Raw genomic sequence first — 26,389 nt, forward strand, 5'->3', positions numbered from 1 at the left:
GCCTTTACAAGGCCGAGGTCATCTGGCGGCAGCGATCATGGCCAAGCGTTTCGGCCGTGGAAATGGCAACGCTGCGCTGGGTCGATTGGTACAATAATCACCGGCTCTTCGGCCCTATCGGGCACATCCCGCCCGCTGAGGCCGAAGACAATTACTATGCAGCCCTCGAGAACCTCGATATGGCTGCATAGCCAAATGAAAACTGCCTCCTGAAAACCCGGGGCGCTTCACCTTCTCACAAGTTGGAGCCTCCTGGAAACCCGGGGCGCTTCAATTTGCGGGATGTTGCGTCGTTCCGCCCATGAGGATGCCAGACGGTCAACACCCTTGGTATCACCGCCATGGACAAGAACCATATCAGGAACCCGGTCGTGGACCTTGTCCAGAGTAGCCCAGACATTGTTGGCAAAGGTTAGAGCCTCCTGCTCGTTTGGATGGCGTGTGCGGCCACCGGCAAAGATCACTGGCGTACCTTCTGGCATAGCGGCGCGGCGCTTGGCTTCCGAGCGTGCTCGGACGAACTCGCGGCCCTCGACAAGCGCGGAAGTCAGCATGGCGCTGTGATTGAAGCGCGAACTCGACACGGGCTTCCACGAAGATCCGAACTCGTTGAGATAGAGGGCGGCGGCTACCTCACGCATCTCTTCGAGAGCGAGCATGGCCCCTTCGGCACACTGCGCACGCTCAACCTGGGTCTCGAGTTCATGGGTGTGAATTTCGGATCCATCGGCAGTGGCGAGGAGCGCTCGGACCTCGTCGGTTGCGCGGTCGACTGCGGCCGATTTGCGGGTCGCGGAACGGTGGAAGACGTTGACGAACGCCCAGCCGAGGTCCTCGGCATCGGCCTCGAGCGCAGTCCCAGAGACCATCGCAAAGAGATCGGACCAGACCGCTTCGAGAGTTTGTACAACCGCATCGTGGCCTGGAAAATCATTGGTGGAAACCGGGGCAGGACCAATCGAAAAACCGGAAAGATCGAGGCCGGCAAGTTGCTCGGAAAATGATGAGTGCATGGGTATTGTCCTCCTGACTGGCGTGAGGCTGACGCACCCGCTCATGGCTGCGCCAGCGAGAGCCCGTCAGGGCCAGCTTGAGGCAGTCTCCGCACCCGACAGGGGAAACCCGCTTGGGCAGGCTGGCGCGGGCAGGCCAACGGCCCACAGGGCCGGGCCAACTCGGGCCTGCGCAAGCCGGGTTGCGGCAGACTGGCGGCTGGCCCAGGGCCTCTCTCGCATGGCTTCAGGCCATGAGTGCAAAAACAAGCTTCGTCAGGGAGAACAGGCACTTCGCCACGACCATAGTGACTGGCGCATCAGGCTACCCGTTTTGCGTAAACGCCCTCCCCGTTCGACATGTGACCGAGGCAGACGTAGTCGCCGAACAACGCTTCAAAGCGCGAAGCGATCTGGGACAGCCAGCGTTGTGCCCTCGGCGATCTGGCCGTGCGCCAATCGGCATCCCAATAGGCGCCATCGTCACGCTCGACGATCCACACCGCAACAAGGCCGGCGTAAACCGACACACCGAAATCCGCGTAAGCATTGCGCATGAGGATGCGGTCTTCGCGGCATCGCCAACCGTCGTGGGCGATCAGGGAAGGGAATGCCTGCCTTGCGCGCTCGCGCAGATCTTCGCGGAGCCACTCATATTCGAAGTGCCAGTCGTCGTCGTTTTCGACTTCGAGCACCGTGAAGGCCACTATGGCCCCGCTGGGGTAGCTAACCGATCGGCCCATGACACCCTCCTTCAGGCAGCCAACGCAGCGTCGGCAGACGCTTCGTCGGTATCATCGGCAAAGATCCGTCCTCCGAGTTTGAGCAGAAGCCTTGATGCTTCCTCCGCCTTTGCGGCAGCGGTGAGAATGGCACGGTCATCCTGCTTCAGGAGCTTGAGCCAGTGCTCGATATAGCTCGCATGGCTATCGAGGTGGGTGACTGGCAGACCGAGTTCAGCGCCAAGCATGGCGCTCGAAAGTTCGGCAATGAGTTCCTCGGCAGCGTAAGCTGCAGAACCAAATCGATTCTTGAGATTACGGTCGAGGCGGCTGGCATGACCGGTCCAATGCGACAGCTCGTGCGCGAGCGTCGCGTAATAGTGGTCGAAGCCCGAGAAGAGATGCGCAGGCGGCATTGTCACCCGGTCAGCCACTGGCTCATAATAGGCTTCGTCGCCCTGATGCCGCAGGACGGCCGGAATGTTGGCAAAGAATGAATCGAGTTCAGCCTGACGGCCCTCGGGTTCCACCACTTCAAGCGTCGCGGCGGGATGGAAACGTTCCGGAAGACCTTCGACCTGATCGGCATTGAAAACCGGATAGGCCTTCAACACGCGACGACTTTCGTCGGTTCTTTCGCCGGTATCGGGTGCTTCGACCTCCTTGGTGTAGCTCTTGTAGAAGATCGCGATGGTGGATTTTTCACCCTTGCGCACCTGCGCGCCCAGTTCTCTGGCCTGATTGTAGGTCATCCAGAACGGCGAGGCGTAACCGCACATATCGGCAACCATCCAGAGCCAGAAAACATTCATGCCGCGATATGGGACGCCGCACGCGCGCAATGGGCGCGAGACTGGCACACCGCGCCATGGCTTGATCCACGGCTTCGTGCCGGACTCGAGGCGGGCGATGATTTCCTGGGTGATACGGGCAGCAGGCGACAATCCGCTGCTTTGTCCCTTGCGATAGGCCATGTTGGATCTCCTGAAATGGCCTGACGACAGTTTCGTCGGTCAGTGCCGGAGATCCCGGAGCCCCCTCCACTCTCTTTCCATGAAGGAAGCGGTCCCCCGGCATGTGCCGGAGGACCGCTTCACGGTGGCGAGCGGCCGTTCCTGTCAGGAGGAGGTCAGGCGGCCAGCTCGCTCGGGGGCTGATTGTCGTCGTTGGCGACGCAATCCGCGTCGGGACCTTGCGCTTCGTGATCGGCAGTAATTTCCGGCAGGTCGGCAAAGCGCATGACTTCGGGCACCCAGGCAAGCGCCCTTTCCCGAACTTCGACCTCGGTGATGTAGGTCCCCGCGAAGACGCGCTCGGCGCTCATCGCGAGATCGCCCTTTTTCACCGATGCGAAGCGCGAGGACAGTTCCAAACCGCCAACATCGGTGAGCGCATCGAGGATGACCTGCTTCGAGACGCGGTCGAAGTAGTTCGCCGCGGTCGGACGCCACCATTGCGCCATGTCGATGCCGATCTTGCTGCCCAGATGATCCTGGAACGAAATCTGACGTTCGCCTGCCATGTTGAGGCTCGCCTCGAGCGTGCGAGCGACGACAAAGCCGAGCCATGCTGCGCGACTCTCATCAGCGAGTGCCCGAAACATCTTGAAGCGCGACGAAGCGTCTTCACCAGATCGCCAACTCTCATCGAGACCCGAGCGCAGGTCCGCAAGGGATGCGCTTGCCGGCGCATCCTTCGCTTCGAACCCGACAATCGGACCCGCGGGGACGCCGCCACGCAGGGTCGTGGCCGCGCGTGACCGCCAGTCGTGGGTGTCGGCATCCGCGAGGGTGAAGACCATGATGTCGAGCGAAAGGCCGGGATCCGATGCCACATGGAGCGCGAGCACGTCACGACGTTGCATCGCAAGTTCGTCGACCAGCCGCTTGGAAAGCGCTGCACGGCGTTTGCCATCACTGCCGACACTCGCAACGACTTCGACGACATTTTCGTCACCAACGACTTCGATGTCGCGCTCGCCGTAGAACACCGGCTGGAGAACCGGTGTGCCGTCGCGCGAGAGAACGAGGATCGTTCCGGCATCGGCCTTCAGTTCGGGTGCCAGCTCCGGGGGCTTTGCCCGAATGTCCTGGCATTCGCGCTCGATCGCTTCGATCGTGGCCTCGGCCGCAGCAATTGCTTCTTCGGCGCTGTCTTCGTCCTCAAGAATGGCCGCATGCGCGTCGTACGAGGCATCGAGCTCGTCAAGGCGAGCCAGTTCGGCGTCAGTCAACGGAGCCGGCTCGGCTGGAAGTCGAATGAGGCCTTCGACGAGATCGTGACTGGCATAGGCATCAAGCGTCGGCTTGACCCAGGCGAGCCCCTGCTCTGCTGCGAGCGCCTTGGCGCGCTTTTCCATCTCCTCCGCGGCGAGCGTTTCGAGAAGCGCGACATCGACCCAGGACTCGCTGTCATCGTCGTCGAAGAGTTCGCGTTCGATCCGGCCACCTGCAGTGATATAGGTCTCGCGCCCGACAAGACGGGCCCGAGCGTCGCTGCCGCGGACCGTGCCGGTGAGCACCATGCGCCGGATGCTGTCGGCGCTGGGCGCATAATAGCCCGAAGAAGCCTCTTCGTAGACGCGAGCCTGAATTTCCTGGTCGGAGGTCGCGCCGAAAGCTTTGGCAAGATCGAGAGTGATTTCTCCGGCCGCCAGAGCATCGAAGACGACGGGTGCAAGGGTCGCGAGACGCAGACGGCCTTCGACGAAGCGGACCGTCAGTCCGAACCGGCGCGCGACGTCTCCCGTCGAGGCACCTGCCTCGATCAGGGCGGCGAACGCCTGCGCTTCGTCGGCTGGGTTCATCGCCAGGCGATGGAAGTTTTCGGCCAGGCTCGTTTCGACTGCGATTTCCGCATCGTCTTCAAGCACGAGGCAGGTAACCTCATAGCCCTTCGGCAGGACTTTCTCTTCGACAAGCGCCAGCAAGGCGCACCGGCGTCGCTCTCCGGCTTCGACCTCGAATTTGCCACGAGCCGCAGGCCGAACGATGAGGTTCTGCAACAACCCATGGGCTGCAATGCTCGCTTTCAGTTCGGAATCTGCGGCTGGGTCACCGTGACGGCGCACATTGCGAGGGGACTGGACCAACTTGGTCAACGGGATCGACTTGATCATGGGACGTACTCCTGATTACGAGCCCAAGCATCGACCTTCGACGCTCACTCGGCTCAGTCAGAAGCAAGCCCCCTTCCCTCTCAATGCCTGGCGGTGAGCCGCTTGCTATCTGTCCGGTACACAACAGCAAACGTACGAAAACAGACGTTCGGGCGTAACAATGGGTGGGCCCGCAGTCGCTGACGTTGCGGTGGTTTTTGGCTCGAATGATCTTCATCAGCACTAACCGTTCGTTCATTGTCCGCGAAAACGAAGGCTAGGCCGCTACAGTCGCTAACCTGTTGGCGCTCCTTTCGCTTCGCTGTCGCCGTAACTGTGCATAGCAAAGACCTTCTGCGTTCCAGGACTGGAAAAAGAACCTACAGTGAACATATGCTTCCAGCGGAGGAAGCATGAAGAAGATCGGTCGTAGCGATATCATAGGCCAGCGCGGCATGGCTCACATTGACGGGGTCGTCCATTCGATGGGTTACGTTTTCTACCCGACCGGCGGCGTCGAGGCCGGCATCGACGGCTACATCGAGCTTCGGGACGAACAAACGGAGGTGGTCGGCAACCTACTGCTGCAGGTCCAAGGCAAATCAACCGAGCGTCAGCGTCTTCAGGCAGAGACCGATGACAGCTTCGAGTTCCCGTGCTCAGAGAACGATATCTCCTACTGGCTGCACGGCACTGCCCCGGTGCTGCTCATCGTCGTTCTGCCGGAGCGCGGCACTGCCTATTGGAAATCGATCAAGGAGTGGTTCAGGGACCCCGAACGGCTGAAGGCGCGGAAGGTCTCTTCGACAAAAACAACGACGTGTTCGACCGCAACGCGAAGCAGGCTATCGCGGCGATTGCGCTCGCTACTTCGCCAGGAGCGGTCGCCCCGAGTGCGCGCATCCAGGAAGACTTGCTGGTTAACCTTCTTGGGGTTTCGTTCGGCAAGACGCTATACTGGGCTCCTACGGACCATGCCACAGACAAGAGCTTCGGTGCGGCGCTACGCGAGATCGATCCCGATGCCGGTGGAGAGTGGATCGTCCGGAGCAAGTCGGTGCTTTCCTTCCATGACTTGGACCGCTGGCCTTGGAACAAGCTATGCCAAGCGGAAGCGATGGAGGAGTTCGGCTCCGACGAGTGGGCGGACAGCGACGACGAGGATCGGCAGCGCGACTTCGTGGCGCTGCTGAACCGGGCCATGGGGCGGTTCGTTCAGCCCACGCTCTGGCATGACCGTGACAGCGGTGCCTACTACTTCCGCAAGCCCCGCGACCGCGACAAGCTCCGATATGCCTACAAGAGCCTGAAGAGCTTCGTTCCACGGGACGTCGTAAAGCGATACGGGAAGCGGCGCGACGACCCCACGCGGCCAGCCTACTTCCGGCACTCTGCGTTCCTTCACCGGTTCACCAGGCTCGGAAGCGAGTGGTATGCGGAGATCACGCCGACCTACCATTTCACCCGGGACGGCTACAAACCTGATGAGCTTTTCGGAGGAGAGCGGCTGAAGAGGATCAAAGAGCTCGAGAACAATGCGGCAGTCATGGGACAGTTCGTGATGTGGAGGCACTTCCTCACCACCCATGGTACGGCGACGCTCTACGCCGACCAGTATCCGTTCCTCGGTTTCTCGGCGCTCGATCCGCTGTGCCTCGAGGTCGGCGTTCCTGATGATCTCTGGAAGTCGCAGGAGGGGGACCCGGGCTCCCCGCTGTTCGACTGGGCCCAGGCGGAAGCGGCCTCGTGAAGCTGAGCCACCTAACCGAGCCGCCCCTCGAGTTCGGCGGGGCCATGCGGCATGTCGATATCAGGTTTGGCCTGATGGACTACGGTCCGTTCGATGCCGGCATGGAGGGCGCGCCGAAGCGTATCAAGGTTGGCATCGTCGGAAGCGCCGAGACCGTCGAAGGCACGGCCCGCTGGCTGGAGAGCTGCCGAACCGGGTTCGAGGCCAAGGCCAGCCGCCAACCCAACCTATTTCCGGTTTTCCCTGGCCTGTCTTTCGAGGAGGCGTTCCGGTGCGAGTTCGTCACTTCGGACGAACTCCAGCGTGTTCTGCCGCCGAAGGAGATCGCGAGGCTGGCTGCCATTCCGGGGCAGCGGGAAATGACAAGGGCAGTCGTGGAGAGCATCGCCGACGAGATCGGCGTGCTTTCCGAGCGGACGACGAAGCCGGATGTAGTACTGGTCGCGCTACCAATCGAGATAATCCAGCGGACCTACAACGCGAGAGCGGCGACTTCGTCTGAGAACGATGATGGCGCCCCGGACGAAAGTGGTCCCGAACTCGACTTTCGGGGTATGCTGAAGGCGTCCTGCATGCGGCTACATCTGCCGATCCAGCTTCTGTGGCCCACGACCTTCGATCCAGCTTACAAAATTCCGCGCAAGCTGAAGGAGAACAGCGACCGTCGGACGCAGGACCCGGCCACAATTGCTTGGAATCTGCTAACCGCGGTCTACTACAAGGCGGGAGGGCTACCTTGGCGCCTCGCTCGGGATGCGCGACAGTTGCGGACATCGTTTGTCGGGCTCAGCTTCTACCGCTCGATCGACGGCGAGCATGTTCACACCAGCACCGCGCAGATGTTCGACGAGCGTGGCGAGGGTCTGATCCTACGTGGCGGTCGGATGGTGGAGAGCGAGGAGGATCGACGGCCGCATCTCACGGCCGAAGACGCCTATGAACTGCTCCGGAACTCTCTGAAAGTGTTCCGACAGCAGCACGGCCACTATCCGGCGCGTGTGGTGCTTCATAAAACATCGCGTTTCGATCGGAATGAGTTGGCCGGCTTCCACAAGGCCATCGACGAGCGCGACATCGACTATGCCGACCTGATCTGGGTGCAGAAGTCGATGACACGACTCTACCGGCTCGGTGTGTATCCGCCGTTGCGAGGATCGCTGCTCCGCTTCGAGAAGGACCAGGCCCTCCTTTACACCCGCGGCAGCGTCGAGTTCTTTAGGACGTATCCTGGCATGTATGTCCCTAGACCACTGATGTTACGGTGCCAGGCGCTGGGTCAGCCGCTACAACATGTGGCGGCCGAGATGCTGGCCTTGACGAAGATGAATTGGAACAACACCCAGTTCGATAACGGCCTGCCCATCACGATCGCTGCAGCGAAGCAAGTGGGCGAGGTGTTAAAGTACGTCCCCGATGGTCAAGAGATTGCTCCTCGCTACAGCTTCTACATGTAGAGCGCTCCAAGTTTGAGGCTTTTGGCTCAAACGCAGATATTGCCGAGGGGATCATCGACGCCCGTAGCGGGCGAATACGCGCCGTACGGTAGCCTGCCCCTCGGCATCGAGCACGTAATCATTAGCAAGATCCGACCGGTCATACAGTCCAAACTCGTCAGGCGACCGTGCAAGCTCGTAACCAGACGCGTCGAGCCAGATGACTTCGTCCACACCGGCCATCGGCAGAACATTGTAGCGTTTCATGGCGCCGGCCGTCCCCGTCAGCTCGGCTTCCTCCGGCACAGCCTCGGCGCGCTCCCGCTCGCGGGCAGGCAGACTCCGTTCCCAGGCCAGAAACTGCTGGGGATCGATCAGGTCTTCGGGGGTCGCGCGCGACCACTTCGCCGAGCCAATCCTCGAATACAGGCCTCTGTGCTTCGGCATCCTCGCGCGTCTTCGCGCGCCCCTGCGCGAGGGCGAAGGCAACGAAGGGATCGAGCGTTCCCCAGCGCAACAGCTCGCGCGCCCAGAAGGCGAACCAGGGGAGCCCGGTAGTCACTTTCCACTCGGCAAGCGAGGGGACCGCTAGCGGATCACCGGCTCCGGCGGTCCATTTCTGCGCGACGACCGCACCGATGGCGACCCCCAGACGAAATTCGAGATTATCGGCGACGAAGCGCTGCCTCGCCCGTAGATCACCGGCGGCGGGTACGGCCCCGTCGGGCCCGCGCATCCACCAGCCAAGAACGTCGGTCCAGTTATCGAGGATGGTCTGGTCGGTGACGGTGTCGCGCACGCGGAATCCGAAGCCGCGATCCTCCTTCAGCAATTCACCCAGCGCCTCGAACCGCGCAAGGCGCTGGGCTGGCGTCTCGGTGCCGTAATCAAGGGCGGCCGCCAGGAGACCACCAAGTTCCGGCGCAATCGCTTCGAAACGTCGCCCGACATAAGGCGAGAAGCCATATTGATAGAGGCGGCGCCGTTCGTCGGCATCGGGATAGATATCCTCGACGATCGCGCGACCCCGGCGCACGATCGCCTGTTCGAGCCAAGCCTCTTGCGCAGCGGCAGCGACAGTGAAGGTTTTTTGCCATAGCGTCGCGAGCTTGGCCTCGGCCTGCACGCCGTCGAGTGCAGGATCGAGGAGACTCAGTTCCTCCAGCGCGGTCATGACGAAGGCATCGAGTTCGTCGACGGTGTCTGCCAATCGAGCGAATCCGCCGGTCGCGCCGGTTCCGGCATCATCGCTGACTTCGCCCGGCTCGACCTGTTCCAGCCAGTCGAGAAATGCCTCGTCAGTCAAATGCCCAAAATAGACCCGCGCCTTGTCGCGCAGCTCCTGGAGCAGCATAGCGAGCGGACTGAGCGTTGCGTCGCCAGCCAGTTCATCGAGCCGGAGCTTTTCACGCAGGGCGTCATAATCCTCACGCAGGGCGTCCATCTGGTTGCGCTGGGTCTGTTTCTGCCCATTTGCGGTGGTAGCGATGGTGGTTGGCAGCGCGATTAGCGTCAGACCCTCCATGCCCCGTGTCGCGCCCGGGCGTCCGGCACGACCGGCGAGGTTGCGGAACTCGGCCGGGGTGTAGGGCGTGATGATCGGCTCCTGCTTGACGTTATCGTAGGCGCTGCGTTTGAGCGAGGTCACGAAGATGATGTCGAACGGCAGGTTCACGCCTTCGGTGAGCGTGGCGGTTGCGACCGTGATCGGGCAGATCTTTTCGTCGATCAGCGCCACCATCAGGCGGCGTAGGCGCTGCGGCATCTGGCCGTGGCTGGTCGCAATGCCGCGATCGAGCAGCTTCACTTCGTAGGATTCCGGCCCACAATAATCGACGCAGGCGGCCCGCGCCTCGGCGAACAACGCGCCGCCGATGCCTTCCGGCGGCACGAACACGGGGAGCCCTTGCCAGGCCGGGAGTGCGAACGACTGGACATACCAGCCCATCGTCTGCTCAGGTTCCTGCGCGAGCGAGATCAGGATGCGGCGATCGGTCGCGGCAAGGTGGAGCGCGGTCCACAAGACGGTGACCTGATTGAAGCGGTTGAGGCTCGAGCGCATCTGCGCCGGCAACTGCGCCATCGGCGGAATCGTAAGGTTGAGATACACCGGGGCGTCGCGGCCCTGCACATAGAGCGGACGGCCGTTCATCAGTTCGAGCAACATGGTGCTGCGCCGTTCCGATGCGGTTTCGAGAACGCCGATCACCTGCCGGGTGCTGCGATAGCGTGTCCCGATCGCGGCGGCCTCGCTATGCCCTTCCATCCACCGCGCGACGGGTCCGGCAGCACCGCCTGCGACTGCGGTCAGGGCGATCCGTGTGATATCGGGGGCCTGCGTGAGCAAGCGAGCGACGAAACTCTCGAGCCGCAACGACCGGCTGCTGTGATCGGCGAAGTCGCTCCGGCCGCTTTCTGTATCTTCGGGGAGTACCTGGTGGGCCTCGTCGACGATCAGCAGCCTCAGCCGACTGAGCAGCAGGGGCGCGAGATAGCGCATGAGCGCATCGGCCTTCTCGACGGTGGCGATCAGCACGGTCGGCTGGTCGGCGTTCAGCCAATAATCGGTGATGCCCCAGTCGGCGCCGCCATAAAGGCCGGTAATGATGAGATCGCGGCCAAGTTCGGCGGTCAGCTTGGCCTCGACTTCCCCGGCGAGCGCGCGCGACGGAACGAGGTAGAGCGCGAGCGGCACGACCTCGCCATGATCGCGCAGCAGCAGTTCCTTCACCAAGCCTAGATTGGCGACGAGGGTCTTGCCCGAGCCAGTCGGCGTACAGAGCGCAAAGGATGAGTTTTCGAGCAGGCGCGTGAGGCCAGCACGCTGCGACGACCAGAGGATACCGCGACCGCGCGAGAACTGATCGCGCGCGAACGCGAGCATGCGCGGTATGCGCTCGACATTGAGTTGCCCAAGGGCGCGGACCGAACGATAAATGCTGGCGTCGGCGAAGCGCTCGCCGACCTGCCGTAATAGGCTGATCAACAGCGCCACATCGTCGCTGAATGTGCGCACGGCCATGGCGTCGAGTGCCTTGAGCTTGGCGGCGGCTTTGGCGAGGCGGCGGTCATCCCCCCGCCTAATCGAATCCGCGTAGAGACCGAGTGCACGGATCAGTTCGACCGTGAAATACCAGGCCAGCCGATCGTCTTCGTCCTGATCCAGGATTTGGCGCGAAGACGCAGCGTCAGTCAAATCGCCGTTCTGCCCCCAAAACGCCATCGCATGGACAAGGACGGCGTCGAAATCGGCACGGAAAAAGTCCGCGAATAGGCGAGCCCCCTCCTCTTAGAGATCGAGTTGACCCAGCAGTCCCGACGCCATGGCGGGCAAGCCGCCCAGCTGAAACGCCGCGCCGGCCAGCAGTTCGATCGGGGCGATGGTCCTGATAGCGTCAGCGGAGCGCGCCAGCCATTCGAGGATTTCCCCGGCACGCCGATAGCAGTCGATCGCGCGCGGAGCGTCATGGCCTTCGATTTCGGCGAAGATCTCGGCGGCTTGCAACAGGCTGCGTGCATCCGCCAACTGGGCTTCCGAGTCTGCATTGCTCCAGCCGATCGTATCGACCTGCCAGCCGATCTGAAGGCAGCGGACATAGGAGCGTGCCTGGTTGGCCGATATTTCGTTTTCGAGCGCGAGCCCGATGCGGGCGCCGTTCGCGATTTCGAGACGTTGGGGATCGTGCACCGGCATCAGATTGGCCAGAGGGCGTCATAGACACCGTCGATCAGTTTATCGCCATCTTTGAGGATGAGTTCGACCACCTGCAGATCGTACGTCGCAGTGTAGTCCTCCGGCACCGCGTCCCACGGTATCAGCGAGTGGGTCGCTTCCCGGCTCGGCACACCCCCACCTGAAATCAGGATGAGGTTGGTGCGGGGGAGCGGCTGGGCATTGCGGGTAACCAGTACCCGGTCGAGAGTCGCAATTGCTGCCGAATAGCCGTCCGGATCGATGTCGCGAAGCAGGCGCTGGAGCTGCCGAAGGCCATGCGGCGCGGGAATATCGCGATTAATTTGGAACCAGATACCCTTGCCGTCATGCTCGAGTTCGTCGGTCTCGGGGTTCTTCTTTTTCTTTCCGTACATGAGCTCGGCGACGACCGATGGCTGGAGCTTTTTCCGCCATTTCGCCTCGCCGACGATAAACCGCTCGATCTCACCAGCGTCGTTTAGCGCGAGGGCGAGGAAGTCCGATCCGCGACGGCCATAGACTTCGCGCTTCCGCTCGGGATCGCGGACAAGGGCGAACAGATAGGCCTCGGCATCTTCATGATAGCGGAACAGGAAGACCGGGATCGTCCAGTCATGGCAACCGACATAATCATAATGTTCGGTAAGCATGCCGGCCATGACTTCACCGAACAGGCCACGTCGCGTTATCGGCGGTAGGCAAGTGGGATAAGTGATATGCGCTGCGGGGGCATCCGCATCGGGGTGAAGCTCGATGCCCATCTGTTCGTGGAAAAATGCGCGCGCATCTGCATGCGCGGATTCAAAATAGGTCACGAAATCGGCGATTAGATCATCGTCGCAGTCACAATCTTGCTCAAGCAAAAGGTGACCGTAATTGTCGACCTCGCTCGGATAGTCTTTAAGCCATCGTGCCAGCGCAGCCTTTGGCGGTGGGCAATTGTGCAAGGTCAATGTCGAGCTCCCCTGCGCCGTATGTATGAAAATTGCGCAGCGGCATGAAGCCTTAAAAGGGACTCAGTTGCGCCATAATTGCGTTGACGCTGGCTCGGCCTGATGTCCACAGCCAATTGGCGCGCCATCCCGCTCTATTTCTGCTATTCACCGCGACCGAATTAGGTTGTGCAGATTTCCGTCGCACAGACCGGATTTGAGCGCTCAGCTGACCCGCCAGAACTCTGGCAATAATGTCCGCTATCCCGGATTACGATACTGAAAGGAGCCTTTACGGAGTGTCCGATATCGCGATTGTTCCGTATCCAACACTCCGACGTCCGCTTTCAGGGAGTCGGCGGTGGCGCGTTAATGACCGAGTTTGGGGCGCAAAGGCACCGGAATCACCGCAACAGAAACCAGACGTTGGATTTTATGTCTACACAGCATCCACCACTCGAAATACAGCACCTGATCCCGCGTCTCGAACCAGGTCGACACCCGTTCCGTCCCAGTGGTAGTCGAGGTGACGGCCCTGAATGGGGTCCGACGCACAATCGGGGTAGAACAAGCCGACACATTCACCACCCGGATGCCGGATGCTCGGATAGACAACACCTTCGGCCTCACCTCCTTTGAGTTCAACAGCGAGGCATTGCGATGCGGCGTAGCTGTCGGGATCAAGCGCGGGATCGCCGGCGGCAAGGTTCCTGAGATCATGAAGATCAGCGCTCACCGAAAGGATGATCTCACGGAACTGCGAGGTCCAACCTGGCGCTTCGAATGTGCGAGCCATGAAGCGGGCATGATGATGGATTGTCTCGAACAGCGCAGTTTCGAATGCATCCCCCGCGTATAGGACGCCGTAGGTTCCATCGGTGAAGCGACTGGGCCGATCCGTGCTGACATGCGTGAAAGGGGCCATCAGATAGGATGCTCCGTTTCCCCCTACCCTGCGGTCAGCAGGTACAAGATCGAGATTGCCGATCGTCGCCATGATGCGGGGATTGGTTTTTTGCTCGGCAGAGATCAGCAGCGGCCAGTCTGCGGGGTCTGCGATATCTTCGAACAGGTCGATCGGTGGAAAGGCACTGCGGATAATCCGGACAGCACCTTTCCACTCGATCTGAGCAATTGGAATTGCCTTGGGATCAGTCACCAAGCACCACGTTCGGCATCAAGATAGCGACGCACCCGCATGATATCGGTCAACTCACCGCCAAGCATGACGTCGAGCGCGCTCGCTCCACCAAAAGCGGCGTTACTTGCCTTGATCCAGGCGTAACCACGCTGGGCTTCTGAAAAGATGATCCTCAGCGCCTTATGGATACCCATCAGGTTGGAGAGCCGCGCCGCACCATCTCGCGAGACACGGCCTGCACCCTCAGCCTTCCACCGCCGATAGGAGCGAACCGGCATGTCGAGCAGAGTCGCGGCCTGCTCGTCTGTGAGTTCCCATCTGCCGAAGAGGTTCAGCACGGCGCGAAACATCGCCGCTGCTTCCTCCTGAGTTACAGGATCGGGTCGGAAGGCGTGGGGGACGGTATCAACGGGTTGCAAAGCCAACATGACTATTCTCCATATGGCATCATATAGAGCTTTGAATGCCATTTGGCAAGATGGCGTCAAATTCAACCTGCAAGCCGCGCCAGAACCGCCACTGCGTGCGTGGTCGGAACGAAAAGCCGCGTCTGATAGCGGATGATCTCGGTAAAGCACCCATGTGCTTTGTACCAGTCGAGCCGCGACGCCGACCAACCTGCCAGTTCGAGCCGCTGCGCGCCGTTGACGAGGCTGCGCTTGAGCATGAGCGCTTCGCGGCTTTTGATTTGCATCGGCCGCCCGGTCCCGATCACCGCATCGACGATTTGCTCTGCCGAGAAGGCATGTTCGTCTTCAAGACCAAGCGCCTGGCATAGTTCGGGCACGCAATGGAGCGGAACCTCCCGGCCTAACAGCGAGCGTCCGTCTCGCGCCGAAATCCGGCTGACGCGAACATAGTCGGAAGGGAGTTTGTCCCACACCGGAAGCAGCAGGCCCGTTGCAAGATGCAGTCGCTCACGCTTGTGATTTGTGGCGGCATCATCGACCTCCGACTGCCAGAGGCGGCGAAATTCGGTTGGATCCACCGTTTCCCAATTGCTCTCTTCGAGTTGATCGGCGGTGATGTGTCCGTGCTTCAAGGGGCGGACAAGCTCGAAGCGGGCCACACGCGTACCTTCGTCGGTGAGCAGACTTCGCGCCGGGACAAGCAGCCCGATCCGGCCTGAGCGCGCATTGCGCAGAAGTTGCTGACGCGAACCTGACAAGCCGTAGAGCTCTTCCAGCCGTTCGAGACGCAAAGGCTTGAGCGCGCGGGCGATCTCGAGTTCCAAGAGGTGCGTAGTCGCACCCGACAGCGCATCGGTGCGCAGCAGCGTGTCGGTCAGCACCTCGTAATGCTCTACCGCAATACTCTCGACCCCAATGTCGAGCGTGCCGGCCTGGCGTGCTGCATCGATCCGCGCTTCGACGAGGCCGAGAAACTCGTCAAAAATGCAATTTTGCAAAGCAATCGGCAACGCGAGGATGCGATTGAGCCAGCGCTGGATTGTTGGCAGGTCATCGACCATCCCGCCGTCGGGCCCTTCGATCCTGAGCCCGCTCAATTCCTCAAACCGAGAGAGCGTAACGGCTTCGAGCTTGCCGGCGAACAACAGGCCGAACCAGCGATGAAGCGCCTCCTTGGCGTAGGTACTCTCGAGATTGTCGGCAGGATCGAAGAGGTTCTGCCCACCAGTCTGGCGCTGCCCTCGGGTCAGTGCTCCGAGGCTGTCGAGCCGCCGTGCAATGGTCGATATAAACCGACGTTCGCCACGCACGTCGGTGGTCACCGGGCGGAACAGCGGGGCAGATGCCTGATTGGTGCGGTTGGTACGGCCAAGGCCCTGAATTGCGGCATCGGCCCGCCAGCCCGGCTCAAGAAGGAAGTGGACCCGGCGCATCTGGTTCTTGGCGGTGAGGTCGGCATGATAACTGCGACCGGTGCCACCGGCATCGGAGAAGACCAGAATTCGCTTGGTCCCGTCCATAAAATCTCGCGTCTCGGCGACATTGGCGCGCGGAGAGCGCGACTGGAGCACCTGGCGTCCATCGCGTCCGACGATCAGGCGGCGGGTACGGCCCGTGACTTCGGCGACCTGATCGACACCGAACCGTTCGATGATCGCATCGAGCGCCGTCGCAATCGGCGGCAAGGCACAAAGCTGCTCGATCATGCGATCGCGCGCGGCAAGCGCCGAACGGCAGAGAACAGGAGCACCGTTCTCATCACTCATCGGTTCAGACCGAGCATTGCCGTTCTCGTCCGTAAACACGGACATCAACCGCACGGGAAAGCTTTTAGTGAGGTAATCGACCACGTATTCGCGGGGGGAGAGATCGATTTCGAGCGCTTCACGTTCTGCATCGGAGAGATCAGCGAGGCGGCGATTGAGCATGGCTTCGGCGGTCGAGACGAGTTGCACCACAACCGCGTTGCCGTCGGCAAGTGCCGTATCAATCGCAGGCAGCAGGCTCGGCAGCTTCATCGATAGAAGGAGCTGCGCGAAGAAGCGCTGCTTGGTGCCTTCAAAGACCGAAAGCGCCGCCGATTTGGCGCCTGAATTCAGGGTATCGCCACTGTCAGTGTCGACGATCCGGGTTGCCTCGAGTGCCTCGCGCAGGTTGGCATGAATGATTGCCCAGGCGTCTGCATAGGCGTCGTATACCGCTACCTGATCGGGGGTCAGGCAATGCTCGAGAATCTCGTACTCAACTCCGGCAAATGAAAGTGCCCTCGCCGCGTACAGTCCGAGTGACTTCAGATCACGGGCGACCAGTTCCATTGCAGCGATACCGCCATCGCGGATATCTGCGACGAAGGCTCCGCGATTGGCAAAAGCCGTCTCGGGCCCCCACAGGCCAAGACGAGTAGCATAGGCGAGATTATTGACGTCGGATGCCCCGGTCGCAGAAGCGTAGAGCACACGGGCGCGCGGCAGCAGATTCTGAATGCGAACACCGGCAATGCCCTGCTCCGATCCCTTGACCTTGCCACGTGAGCCTTCCCCGCCAGCGGCGTTGGCCATCGCATGGGCTTCGTCGAAAACGATGACACCGTCGAAGTCCTCTCCTGCCCATTCGAGAATTTGCTCGAGCCTGGTCGCGTCGCTGCGGCCCGAGCGCAGTGTCGGATAAGTAACGAAGAGTATGCCCTCGCGCATCCCGATCGGGACACCGAGCTTCCACTGGCCGAGCGGCTGGATGTCGATGGGAAGGCCACCGAGCGCGCTCCAATCGCGGCGGGCATCTTCGAGCAAAGCTTCGTTCTTGGAAATCCAGATGTGGCGCCGTCCACCCCTCACCCACCGGTCGAGGATGACAGATGCGACTTGCCGGCCTTTGCCTGCGCCAGTTCCGTCACCAAGAAAGTAGCCCATGCGATAGGCGTGGCCCTCGGCGCTCGCCTTCAGGGCGCAGCCCTTGTCGTCGGGCTCGAACCGGCCCGGCAGATCGCGGGCATGGGCGCTTGCGGCATAGATCAGGGTCTCGGCCTGCGCAGCGGATAAGACGCCTCCAGCAATGATGCTCGAAGGAAGCTGAGGCACCACTTCGGGCACCGGTGCGGTTATCGAACCCATCGCGACGGACTCGACCAGCGGGGTCGGATGCGGGACCGCATCTGCAATTGAGATCCGGCTCGGTCGATACGGCAGATAATGCCCAACCTGGCTTTCGATCGGCGCAGGTGCGTCCAGCGGAGTAAAATCAACCGGCAGGATCGACGGCCCCGCCGCGGCCGGATGGACCTTAAGTGGAACCGGCTTCGTCCTGGTCGCCACCAGTTGAAGCGGCAAGGCTGGCTTGATACGGATGTTGGGCTCGGTGGGCAGACTCACCCGGTCAGGCAGCGTATCGATCAGCAAATAAAGCTCGGCAAAGTTTGCCGGCTGAGCGATGATCGGGCTGTCACGATCCTCAGCCTTGTCGATTACCAGGAGCCGGGTTGAGATAGACGTGCCCTGCTTGACGAAACCGCGCTCGATCGTCGCGTTGAGGCGCAACGAGACGGGACCAGCGATCCCGGCAAGGAACTTCGGAAGCGCGAACCATTCGGGCATCACTGCGACCAGACGGCCGCCGGGCAGAAGGCGATTCCAGGCAGAACGCAAGTGTCGATCGCCAGTGCGGCTATCGTGGCCCCTCTCGATCCCGTGTGAATAGGGCGGGTTCATCAGCACCACGCTCGGCCCCACCTCGGGCGAGAGAAGTTCATCGATCAATTCGCCGTCAAATCCCGTGACTGTCGCCTCCGGAAAGACGGAGCCCAGACATTCGCGGCGCAGCGGCGAAATCTCGTTGAGCGCGAGGCGGGCACATGCCTTTGCCGCCCATACGCCCAGCATCCCGGTGCCGGCCGACGGTTCGAGAACCATTTCATTGGCGGAAATCGCGCATGCTTTCGCCGCGATCCAGGCCAGGCGGGGCGGCGTTGCGAATTGTTGCCACTCGATCTGCTCGTCGCTCCGGTTGGACTGGGTTGGGACCAGAGCTTCAAGGCGCATGAAAGCCTCATCAGCAAAGCTGGACGACATCGTAGGTGAGAATTCGGTTGCCTGCGCCAGAAACAGCACCTGCGCCAATTCAAGTGCGGCATGGGCATCGCGAATGGACCAGCGCCCTTCGGCGTCGCTACCGCCGAAGTGATCGGCCATGGTGGCGTTCATGGTGAGCCGCGAGATTGCTTGATCAGCAGCGAGCCGCGCGGCCAGCGCCCTCGCCGCTGCCAACACTTGCGGCTCGGCGGGATCGGAAAATGCGAAAGCGGTATTTGCGTGTGACATAAGAGACCTCCTGAGGAGGCCCTGGGTTTGTCCGGGTGTCCGGTCGGATGGATCCGCCCGGGGGCCTCACAAGGCCCCAAGCCCGCTTTCCTCTCACTGACATTCAGACCGCAGCTCGGACTGAGCGCATCAGCACATCATTCCAGTCGTCGCCGGCTAGCTCCGGACGCCTGGTGACAATCAGCCGGCCTTCGCAAGCGTAAGCCTCGCGCGCACGCTCTTCAGCAAGGCGCCCGCCCGCATCATTGTCGACAAAGAGATACAGCTGCCGCACCGATTCCGGGATTGTGACCTGGCCGAAGCGTTCGTTTCCCAGCGTCGCCCAGCAGGGAACATTGAACATTTGCATCGCTGAGAGGGCCGTTTCGTTTCCTTCTGCGAGGCCAAGGCGTCCCTCATCCGGGTATGCGAAACGCACTGCGCCAGAACCGGGACTGCCTAACGCACGCCTGGGCTGATCAAACGAAGCCAAGCTGCTTTTTTCCAGATTGAGGAAGGAGCGGTGCAGCGCCAGAATCCCGGCGTCACTGCGTACGGCCGCGATCATCGCGGGAAGAAACCGGACAGCACCCTTTGGCCCCAGAGGCATGCGCGGGTGGAAACGCAGCTCGGTCGACGAAATCGTGATACCTCTGGTCTCGAGGTATCGCTCGACAGGGCTACCGGCGATGGTCGATGCCTCACGCCAGAGCCTCAGCGCATTACGATTGGCGACTTCCTCGCGCGGTTCGGTCACGATCGGATCACTCGTCCCATCGAACAGGTCCGCAATTCGTATTCCGTGCCCGGCCATGGCTTCTATCACCGCCTCGTTCGCGCAGCCGGCAAAGCAATGAACAAGAATTGCACGCTTTCCGAGGGTGATGCTTAGCGAAGGAGTGCGGTCGTCGTGGGCCGGGCAGCAGCACATCCCGCGCGAACGCGACCAGGTGCCGCCCATCTGCTCGACTATCTTGCGTGCGCGGGTTTCCAGCTGCATGCCTTGGAATTGGGATGTTCGGTGTTGGTGCATGGGGGCATCTCCATCGTAACGTGCCTCCACCCGCGCAGCCTCCGCTCTGAGTCGCTGACGTTTCATTTTCCTACATGACATGTTCTATATATGTTCTTTCCCGATTCGACCATCAAAGGATTCGGGAATGAAACTGAAATGGGCAGTAGCCGCAGTAGCAATGGCAGGATTTGGGTTCGTCCTCCCCGCTCACGCGCAGGAACTGGAGCCCCCTCAGATTACCGTTGCATCGGAGTCGACGACCGATGGCTTCCGCGTCGCAGAAGGGACCGATGGCTTTCTTCTCGTCGAACACGGCATTTGGAGAATGCCTCCAGCGGGCTCGTTCGAGCCGCCGGCTGCCGATGCAAGTCGAACCTATCTGCCCTATCGATATCCAAAGCCCCAAGGCAGCGCGCCGTCAGGCTTCCGTCGGGCAAGCTACCTTCCTCATGTTTACGCTGCTGAGGCTCAGTACTCGCTACCAAGCGGCCTTCTCGACGCTCTTGTATGGACGGAATCACGATATAATCCCTTGGCCATCAGCAAGGCCGGCGCCGCAGGTTTGGGGCAATTGATGCCAGGGACAGCGCGGGACCTTGGCGTTTCAAATCGCTTCGATCCCAAGGCGAACATCTTGGGTGCGGCCCGATACCTACGCCAGATGCTGGACAAGTTCGGGGTGGTTCATCTGGCCCTCGCTGCCTACAACGCAGGTCCAGGTGCCGTCGAGCGCGCCGGCGGTATTCCTCGCAATGGCGAGACGCCGGCCTATGTGCGTGAAGTGCTGCGCCATTGGCGTTTTTAAGCGGGGAGCATTGTGAGTACGGGTCGAATACGCGTGTCGGGGACGTTAAGCCGCGGTAGACGTGGAATGTTCCTTACCACAACAGACGAAGTCGTCTGGATCATCGAGAGCGACGAACGCGAATGCGAATTCGTCGGTTCAGTGGTGATTGTCGAAGGGGTTGTCGCAGGTCGAGATCGTTTGCGCGCAGACTGGATTGGACCGGTCTGACCGAAGCCATCGTTATCAGGCTGCCCGCTTCCCTGCCTTCTTGATGTCGATCACCTTCCCGCCGTTCAGATAATCAGCCCAGTCCTGCATCATCCGGCGCGGGGAGCCAGGTATTCGGCGGCATTGTAAGCTCCACGCACGTCGTTTTTCTCCGAATGCGCGAGCTGTAGTTCGACCCAATCTTCATGGTATTTCCTGATCCACATGGGCGGCTTGCCAAACTCGACCAACTGCTCATTGGCCCAGGTGCTCGCCAAGCCCCGGAAGCCGTGCACGGTTTGGCGGCTGTGGTATCCAAGACGATAGAGCGCGTAGATCATTGTGTTCTCTGAAAGCGGTTTGTTCGGGCCGTTGCCCGGGAAGAGAAACTCGCCAGGCGCTGCTGCTATCATAGATTTCGCGATGTGCGTTGCCTGCTGCGAGAGGGGCACCAAATGCTCTCGTCCCATCTTCATTCGCTCTGCTGGTATGCGCCAGACAGGTGATTTGCCACCCAAGTCTTCAAACTCGGATTTGGCGGCGAAGCGGAGCTCCTTGGTTCGAACCCAAGTCAGGAGCGCAAAGAGAACTGCATCACGGGTGATCGCGGACCGTCGTTCGCCCTCATCCTGGTAGGCATGCAGATTATCGATGAATGCGGGCAATTCGCTGAGCGGCAGCCGGCTCATATGCTTCACTCTAGGTCGCGGCTTTAGCGCCCCACGCAAATGCGTCGTTGGATCATTCGAGGCCAGGCCACACGCGATTGCGAACTGGAAGACTTGCCCCACCCCTTGTTTCGCACGTCGGCTGATATCGAGCGCGCCTCTTGCTTCAATTTTGCGGATCATTGCCAGTACGTCGGGCGCCGTGATTTCATGCACGAGTTTCTCGCCGATGGCTGGAAAGACGTCCCTTTCCATGCGCGACCAGACGCGTTCGGCATGCGCAGCATTCAACGCGCTCTTTCGATTTTCATGCCAGCGCTTTGCGACCTCGAAGAAGGTGGCTCCCTCCTGCGAGATCACTTCCCCCTTGGATTTCATTGGATCCTTGCCCTCGGCTAACAACGCCTTTGCGGCTGTGCGCTTGTCGCGCGCTGCAGCTATCCCGAGGTCTGGGTAAGCGCCGAACGAGAGCAACTTCTCCTTGCCCGCGAAGCGGTACTTCATCCGCCACAACTTTGACCCGTTCGGTTGGACGAACAGGAATAAGCCCTCCCCGTCGGTCAGCTTGTAGGCGCGCTCGCGTGGCTTGGAATTTCGGGCCTGAATCTCCGTGAGGGGCATTGGGGGTATCGCTCCTTTCCGATACTCCGCGAAAATACCCCCAAAATACCCCCACACCAAATCTGGCTGCATGTGGAAGACCATGGGCGCATGCGGACGCGAATCACCCGCAACCCTCTGCTTTTCTTTCGATTTTTGGAAAAATGCGGAAGCTAGTGGAAGCTTCCGGATCAAGGGATGGTAGCGGAGGAGGGACTCGAACCCCCGACACGCGGATTATGATTTCTTGATCGCCACTGTAAATAAACGATTTTCCTGTAAACACCACCCCGGAAAAACCGCAGAAATCCGTCAGTCGCCCGAGGCCGTGTAAACGAATTTCGCCCCTACCCAGCGACGTTTTTGTGCAGCAATGCGTCGACCATGACGACCCATGAATCATGCATGTCGATGTGCGAAATCGAGTGCATGCGTTCGTCACTCAGAAGCTTTTCTCCGGCCCGGCTCATCTCTTCGGAAGGCTCGCGCACCGCCTCAATGACCGCCCTCGCCTCTTCGATCAGCTGGACTTGCAAATCGTCGTCCAGACCTTCCCAACAGTCCGGCCCGTGCTGGCAATTCGCCAACGCCCGCGCCGCTCGTTCCAACATGTTCATACGCGTACCCTCCTTCTTCGGAGAGGAAATGGTAACATCGGGAAAATACGGATGCACGAGGTGTCGTGGGGGTATGGCACTGCCGGTAGCGAAGGTGCGCTCTCGTTTTGAAAACACCTTGCCCCGCATCCGCCTCTGAAGCCGTAATTTCAGCCATAGTCGACAGGCACTGCATCTTGCACTGGAAATTCAGGCCCCTCACCGCTTTAATAAGGGAATGGGACAACGACGAGCCAAGCGAGAGCGTTTTTTCGCAGAAAACCCGGTATGCTGCTTTTGTGGGGGCGAGGAGCCAACCACAACCGTTGACCATGTACCGAACAGGGCAAGTTTTCCTTATCGCGAGGGACCGGAAGGCTACGAGTTTCCCGCGTGCGACGTATGCCAAAAAGAGACGCGACTCGATGAAATCGCGTTCTCATGCATGGTCCACTTCAACAATCACGACCCGCACCTTTTCGACGAAAGGGGATTTGCTCGGTTGATCGACGGCTTGCGTAACAACTTGCCGCACATGAACTCGTTTGACAATTTGACGCCTAATCAAAAGCGCCGCGCACTTTCCGACCTGGGAATTGAACGACCTGCGGGAACGCCATTGAGCGAAGTCGCGATCGTGACCGTGCATCCGGAATTCGGCATCCGCACTCGGCGCTATCTCTGGAAGCTCGCCCGTGCGCTGTTCTATAAACACGTTGGCAGATCCGCAAAATCATCATCAATCGCTTGGTCTGCATGGTTTCAAGGAAAAGCTACAAACCACCAAGCCCACTTAGAAACATGGCAATCAATTACACCAATTCTCATTCACGGAACACGACGCAACTTCGACTATGGAAATCGATTTAAATACCGCATTAACTATTCTGATGAGCTGGAAGTATTCGCAGCTACCGGTCAGTTTGGCGATGGACTTATATTCAACGTCCTACTAGTAAGTGAGGAAATGGCGGCCCGCCTCAAATGGGATGCGTTCGTGGCAGGAGCAGAACGCCCCCTGGCCAATGCCCCCTGATGCCAAACCCACAGGTGAGGTTCGATTTCGAGCCGGGCTTCGCAATTTGCAGACTTCCGCCCCGCTCCAGTGTCTAACCTATCCCGAACGGCCCACGCATTCCTGCCGCATCCGGCGGTAAGTGTCTAACCGTGGGGCTGCCATTCGTGCGCAAATAATTGCGCAAAAGCATTTGACCCGCGGCCGGATCATGTGTATATATTTGCGTATGGAACGGGATAGCAAAAAGATCATCAAGCGCCTTCTGGATGAAGGTTGGGAGCACATTTCAACGAAAGGCTCTCACCACAAATATCGGAAGGGCAGCCAGACAGTGATCGTACCGCACCCCAAGAAAGATCTCCCCGGCGGAACCGCCCGGAACATAGCAAAGACGGTGGGCTGGCTCTGACCAGCCCCACCACTCTGGGCTTGAAAGGAAAGACCATGAAATACTTCTACGCAATCATGGAGCAGGACGGCGACAGCGCATATGGCGTGACGTTCCCGGACCTTCCCGGCTGCTTCTCCGCCGCGGACACCGCCGAAGAGATCCTGCCGAACGCCTGCGAGGCGCTGGAACTCTGGTTCGACGATCAGGATGAGGTTGAGCCGAGCCGTCTTGACCAGATCAAGGCGGCAGCGGCCGAAGCGCTGGCGGCCGGCGCAACGATCATCGCCGTTCCCCGCATCGTGAACGACCACCGCGTCGCCCGTGTGAACCTGTCTCTGGAGCGCGGCATTCTGGACGCGATCGACAAGGCGGCCGCCGAGCGCCGTCTGACGCGCAGCGCATTCGTCGCTCAGGCAGCCCGGAACGAAATTCAGGGCGCTCACCGCTGACGGTTGCAAACGCTGCTGGTCGGCCGCGCTAGCAGACCGGTTAAGTCAGGGGACCATTCCGGTACCACCTCTTGCCGGCGGACACATGGGGCGAATGGTAACTGTCTAGTGCGGTACCATCCGCCAGCTCGATATCCGCAAAGGCAGCACGGAAGCGCTGCGCGTCTTCATGGTACGGAAATAGTAAGCGATGGTCCTGTCGGCCGAACTTGGCCCGCCGTGTTCGGCGTAGTCTCCAAGCCTCATGTTGCCCCCAAGCCAATTCATGATCCGGGCGTAGTTTCCGACCGCGATGTCCTTTTCGTAGAACAGGATACGGATCGGAAACGCGCGATCATCTACGATTTTCTGAGGTGTGCTGCGCCGGACCATGATGCGAACATATATGGAACATGCTACGGCTTGCTACCGATTCGGTAGCGAGGATATCGAGATGACAGCCTTTCAAGATCAGCCCTCAACCCCAGTCCATGCTTCTGGCGAGCGCGGAGCCTTCGGCCGCCGGTTGCTTACGCAGGTCGACCGCGGTGGCTTGGTCGGCGAGCTTGCCAAGTGTGCCGCCGCAGATCGCGGCTTCCCGCGCGAGGGCGATCCCGAAGCGGTGCGAAAGCGCCTGAGCATGGGCCAGGCAGAGGGCGACATGTTTGAAGCGCTCGACGAAGCCGAGCTTGACTGGGCCAGCTATTGAGGATGCGGAATATGAGCTATGGCGAACTGATCGAGCATGCCGAGCGGCTCCATGCACTGGCAGCAAGCCGCGCCGGCACCCGAGCTGACCTGATACAGCTTCGCGACCTCGTGCCCCCGCTGGTTGCCGCTCTGCGCGAACAGCTGGATATCAGCAGCGACATGATCGAAGTGCCCCAAGTCGAGCTGACTGACCTGGTTCTGACCGTAGCTAAATGAAAGGCCGCCCCGCATGCTTAGAGGGCGGCCTTTGATGAAGTTTCGGACCTGAGTTCGCGCCTAGTCGATTTCGAACAAAGGAACCTCCCTGTGACCTCTCTCTCGGGCGGCCTTCAGCGAGAAACTAAGAATGCGGCTTCGTGTTGCAATTTTTTCGATGTGACCGGCAAATTTGAGCTGCTGAAAAAGCGGGCAAGCGCGTGCCCTTAAGTAAGTATATGTAAAAAATGGCTTGTGTGATCGCCGCCTTCTACCTAGTTCGGATATCGAAAGCACACATCTGGGGCGGATGATGAGAAAGTGGTTGCGCGCATTACTCGCGTGGAAGAGGCGGATTTTACCTTTTTGTCCTGATAATCGGCCAGGCTGTACGGTGGAAAATCCCTGCGAACGCTGCGAAGAGCTTGTACGCTACAACGCGCTTTAGGTCCGGGCCGAAACCTATCGTCCCTCTAACTCACCGTGCCGGAAATGCCGCCCGGCACAATCCCCATACTGTGAGACAAGCCGCTCCTCCCATTGGGCGCGCGGCGGATCAACGAACGGCTCAGGCCGGGCCTCAATGCCCGGGCAACGCTGGCTCAGGTTGGCCTGCTGCACGGGCGTTGGCGGCACGGATGGCGTCGTCGAGCACGACGCCAGCAGCAGGCTCAAGAGCGCAATCGGCAGAAACGGGGCGATCCTTGTAGATCGTCTGGATCGTGTTCGTTCGGATGGTCGACTGGGCAAGGCCATGGGCTCGCTCCTCCTCGTATGCCTTGGCGATCACGGCTTGCCGCTCGCCCTGATCGTGAAGGTCTTTCGTCACCTTCTGAAGTTCGGTCAGCTCGCCGCTGTCACGCTTCCAGCCCTGAGCCGTCCACCCGGCGCCGAAGCCGCAGGCAGCAAGGATCAACCCTCCGCCGGCGAGCCATGAAGCGGGAATCATTGGCAGCTCGCCCGGTCGACGTTGCCGATCCGGTGCGCGATCCAGCCCTTCAGGAATACGGCCTGCGAAGGTTGGTTCTGGACGATGCGGCGATAGCGTTGCTCCTGCTGCGCATCGAGCGAGCCGAGGACGCGGGTGCAGAACGTTACGGCGCCGATGCTGCGCTGGCACGCTGAATAGGCGGCAATCGTCGCACGCCCCACTTTCCCGTCCACCGTGAGGCGCGCCGGGGCACAGTTCGCGTTGATGGCGGTCTGAAGGAACCGCGAGGCGATGGCGGGCCCCATGTTGATGCCGGTATCGATCACCTCTGCCGCAACGCCCGGGTCCAACGTGAGCAAGGGGTAGAACCCCGGCCTGC

General features: G+C 60.5%; 24 protein-coding genes and 2 pseudogenes. 11 read left to right on the forward strand and 15 right to left on the reverse strand.

The features are described from left to right. Nucleotides 1-191 (forward strand): annotated as a pseudogene (locus tag ADT71_RS03985) (IS3 family transposase); the annotation flags it as partial. An 81-nt stretch (nucleotides 192-272) separates the two neighbouring features. Here the strand turns inward: ADT71_RS03985 and ADT71_RS03990 are convergent. The 4 genes and pseudogenes from ADT71_RS03990 to ADT71_RS04005 all read right to left on the reverse strand — a co-directional run. Continuing rightward, nucleotides 273-1,013: pseudogene (locus ADT71_RS03990) on the reverse strand (DUF2493 domain-containing protein); the annotation flags it as partial. A 299-nt stretch (nucleotides 1,014-1,312) separates the two neighbouring features. Beyond that, on the reverse strand, nucleotides 1,313-1,735 hold the full coding sequence (locus tag ADT71_RS03995) for a hypothetical protein (RefSeq protein ID WP_054435356.1): 423 nt from the start codon (nucleotides 1,733-1,735) through the stop codon (nucleotides 1,313-1,315). An 11-nt stretch (nucleotides 1,736-1,746) separates the two neighbouring features. Next, nucleotides 1,747-2,688, reverse strand: a complete 942-nt coding sequence (locus ADT71_RS04000) for an ArdC family protein (protein ID WP_054435357.1) — start codon at nucleotides 2,686-2,688, stop codon at nucleotides 1,747-1,749. 155 nt (nucleotides 2,689-2,843) lie between these two features. Continuing rightward, the gene (locus ADT71_RS04005; RefSeq protein ID WP_054435359.1) at nucleotides 2,844-4,832 is read right to left on the reverse strand and encodes a ParB/RepB/Spo0J family partition protein; all 1,989 of its coding nucleotides are present in this window, start codon (nucleotides 4,830-4,832) and stop codon (nucleotides 2,844-2,846) included. A gap of 464 nt (nucleotides 4,833-5,296) precedes the next feature. Between ADT71_RS04005 and ADT71_RS35420 the strand changes: the two genes are divergently transcribed. From ADT71_RS35420 to ADT71_RS04015, 3 genes are read left to right on the forward strand one after another with little or no spacing between them, the layout of a single operon-like run. Continuing rightward, nucleotides 5,297-6,004: a DUF4365 domain-containing protein gene (locus ADT71_RS35420; protein WP_369818162.1), complete on the forward strand. Its 708-nt coding sequence runs from the start codon at nucleotides 5,297-5,299 to the stop codon at nucleotides 6,002-6,004. Beyond that, nucleotides 5,929-6,561 carry a hypothetical protein gene (locus ADT71_RS35425; RefSeq protein ID WP_197282907.1) on the forward strand — a complete coding sequence of 211 codons (633 nt, stop codon included), beginning with the start codon at nucleotides 5,929-5,931 and terminating at the stop codon, nucleotides 6,559-6,561. The genes ADT71_RS35420 and ADT71_RS35425 overlap by 76 nt, the downstream gene beginning before the upstream one ends. Then, entirely contained in the window at nucleotides 6,558-8,015 is a 1,458-nt protein-coding gene (locus tag ADT71_RS04015) for a hypothetical protein (RefSeq protein ID WP_054435361.1), read from the forward strand. The genes ADT71_RS35425 and ADT71_RS04015 overlap by 4 nt, the downstream gene beginning before the upstream one ends. A 157-nt stretch (nucleotides 8,016-8,172) precedes the next feature. On the opposite strand, the gene ADT71_RS04020 is transcribed toward ADT71_RS04015, so the two are convergent. The 7 genes from ADT71_RS04020 to ADT71_RS04045 all read right to left on the reverse strand — a co-directional run bounded on the left by ADT71_RS04020 (nucleotide 8,173) and on the right by ADT71_RS04045 (nucleotide 19,496). Continuing rightward, on the reverse strand, nucleotides 8,173-11,190 hold the full coding sequence (locus ADT71_RS04020; protein ID WP_231635558.1) for a DEAD/DEAH box helicase: 3,018 nt from the start codon (nucleotides 11,188-11,190) through the stop codon (nucleotides 8,173-8,175). A gap of 93 nt (nucleotides 11,191-11,283) precedes the next feature. Continuing rightward, entirely contained in the window at nucleotides 11,284-11,688 is a 405-nt protein-coding gene (locus tag ADT71_RS32800) for a hypothetical protein (RefSeq protein ID WP_231635559.1), read from the reverse strand. After that, nucleotides 11,688-12,641 carry an aminotransferase gene (locus ADT71_RS04025; protein ID WP_231635560.1) on the reverse strand — a complete coding sequence of 318 codons (954 nt, stop codon included), beginning with the start codon at nucleotides 12,639-12,641 and terminating at the stop codon, nucleotides 11,688-11,690. The genes ADT71_RS32800 and ADT71_RS04025 overlap by 1 nt, the downstream gene beginning before the upstream one ends. 418 nt (nucleotides 12,642-13,059) lie before the next feature. Next, on the reverse strand, nucleotides 13,060-13,779 hold the full coding sequence (locus tag ADT71_RS04030; protein WP_054435363.1) for an RES family NAD+ phosphorylase: 720 nt from the start codon (nucleotides 13,777-13,779) through the stop codon (nucleotides 13,060-13,062). Then, entirely contained in the window at nucleotides 13,776-14,189 is a 414-nt protein-coding gene (locus ADT71_RS04035) for an MbcA/ParS/Xre antitoxin family protein (protein WP_054435385.1), read from the reverse strand. The genes ADT71_RS04030 and ADT71_RS04035 overlap by 4 nt, the downstream gene beginning before the upstream one ends. A gap of 62 nt (nucleotides 14,190-14,251) precedes the next feature. Beyond that, the gene (locus tag ADT71_RS04040) at nucleotides 14,252-18,484 is read right to left on the reverse strand and encodes a strawberry notch family protein (RefSeq protein ID WP_054435364.1); all 4,233 of its coding nucleotides are present in this window, start codon (nucleotides 18,482-18,484) and stop codon (nucleotides 14,252-14,254) included. Nucleotides 18,485-18,587: 103 nt separating this feature from the next. Continuing rightward, nucleotides 18,588-19,496 carry a toprim domain-containing protein gene (locus ADT71_RS04045; protein WP_054435367.1) on the reverse strand — a complete coding sequence of 303 codons (909 nt, stop codon included), beginning with the start codon at nucleotides 19,494-19,496 and terminating at the stop codon, nucleotides 18,588-18,590. A 127-nt stretch (nucleotides 19,497-19,623) separates the two neighbouring features. On the opposite strand from ADT71_RS04045, the gene ADT71_RS04050 reads away from it, so the two are divergent. Together ADT71_RS04050 and ADT71_RS32805 are read left to right on the forward strand one after the other, a co-directional pair. After that, entirely contained in the window at nucleotides 19,624-20,283 is a 660-nt protein-coding gene (locus tag ADT71_RS04050) for a lytic transglycosylase domain-containing protein (protein ID WP_197282908.1), read from the forward strand. Nucleotides 20,284-20,316: 33 nt separating this feature from the next. Continuing rightward, nucleotides 20,317-20,493 carry a DUF5818 domain-containing protein gene (locus ADT71_RS32805; protein WP_255351604.1) on the forward strand — a complete coding sequence of 59 codons (177 nt, stop codon included), beginning with the start codon at nucleotides 20,317-20,319 and terminating at the stop codon, nucleotides 20,491-20,493. An 89-nt stretch (nucleotides 20,494-20,582) separates the two neighbouring features. Here ADT71_RS32805 and ADT71_RS04055 read toward each other — a convergent pair whose 3' ends face one another. After that, nucleotides 20,583-21,761, reverse strand: a complete 1,179-nt coding sequence (locus ADT71_RS04055) for an integrase arm-type DNA-binding domain-containing protein (RefSeq protein ID WP_231635562.1) — start codon at nucleotides 21,759-21,761, stop codon at nucleotides 20,583-20,585. Between the two features lie 326 nt (nucleotides 21,762-22,087). Next, entirely contained in the window at nucleotides 22,088-22,357 is a 270-nt protein-coding gene (locus ADT71_RS04060; protein ID WP_054435371.1) for a hypothetical protein, read from the reverse strand. Between the two features lie 424 nt (nucleotides 22,358-22,781). Between ADT71_RS04060 and ADT71_RS31140 the strand changes: the two genes are divergently transcribed. The 5 genes from ADT71_RS31140 (at nucleotide 22,782) to ADT71_RS04085 (ending at nucleotide 25,100) form a co-directional block, all read left to right on the forward strand. Next, nucleotides 22,782-23,372 (forward strand): hypothetical protein, encoded by a 591-nt coding sequence (locus tag ADT71_RS31140; protein ID WP_132469104.1) that lies wholly within the window; start codon nucleotides 22,782-22,784, stop codon nucleotides 23,370-23,372. A gap of 208 nt (nucleotides 23,373-23,580) precedes the next feature. Continuing rightward, complete coding sequence (locus ADT71_RS04065; protein WP_231635563.1) at nucleotides 23,581-23,763, forward strand: type II toxin-antitoxin system HicA family toxin; 183 nt, start codon at nucleotides 23,581-23,583, stop codon at nucleotides 23,761-23,763. 35 nt (nucleotides 23,764-23,798) lie between these two features. Then, complete coding sequence (locus ADT71_RS04070) at nucleotides 23,799-24,194, forward strand: type II toxin-antitoxin system HicB family antitoxin (RefSeq protein WP_054435373.1); 396 nt, start codon at nucleotides 23,799-23,801, stop codon at nucleotides 24,192-24,194. A 433-nt stretch (nucleotides 24,195-24,627) separates the two neighbouring features. After that, on the forward strand, nucleotides 24,628-24,882 hold the full coding sequence (locus ADT71_RS04080) for a hypothetical protein (protein ID WP_054435386.1): 255 nt from the start codon (nucleotides 24,628-24,630) through the stop codon (nucleotides 24,880-24,882). Nucleotides 24,883-24,893: 11 nt separating this feature from the next. Next, complete coding sequence (locus tag ADT71_RS04085) at nucleotides 24,894-25,100, forward strand: hypothetical protein (RefSeq protein WP_132469102.1); 207 nt, start codon at nucleotides 24,894-24,896, stop codon at nucleotides 25,098-25,100. Between the two features lie 559 nt (nucleotides 25,101-25,659). Here ADT71_RS04085 and ADT71_RS04090 read toward each other — a convergent pair. After that, nucleotides 25,660-26,028 (reverse strand): hypothetical protein, encoded by a 369-nt coding sequence (locus tag ADT71_RS04090; protein WP_054435380.1) that lies wholly within the window; start codon nucleotides 26,026-26,028, stop codon nucleotides 25,660-25,662. After that, nucleotides 26,025-26,389 (reverse strand): putative peptidoglycan-binding domain-containing protein (locus tag ADT71_RS04095; protein WP_304437732.1); only part of this gene is annotated, 365 nt, incomplete at its 5' end. The genes ADT71_RS04090 and ADT71_RS04095, both read right to left, overlap by 4 nt.

It is taken from the genome of Novosphingobium sp. ST904 (assembly GCF_001298105.1).
Lineage (GTDB): Bacteria > Pseudomonadota > Alphaproteobacteria > Sphingomonadales > Sphingomonadaceae > Novosphingobium.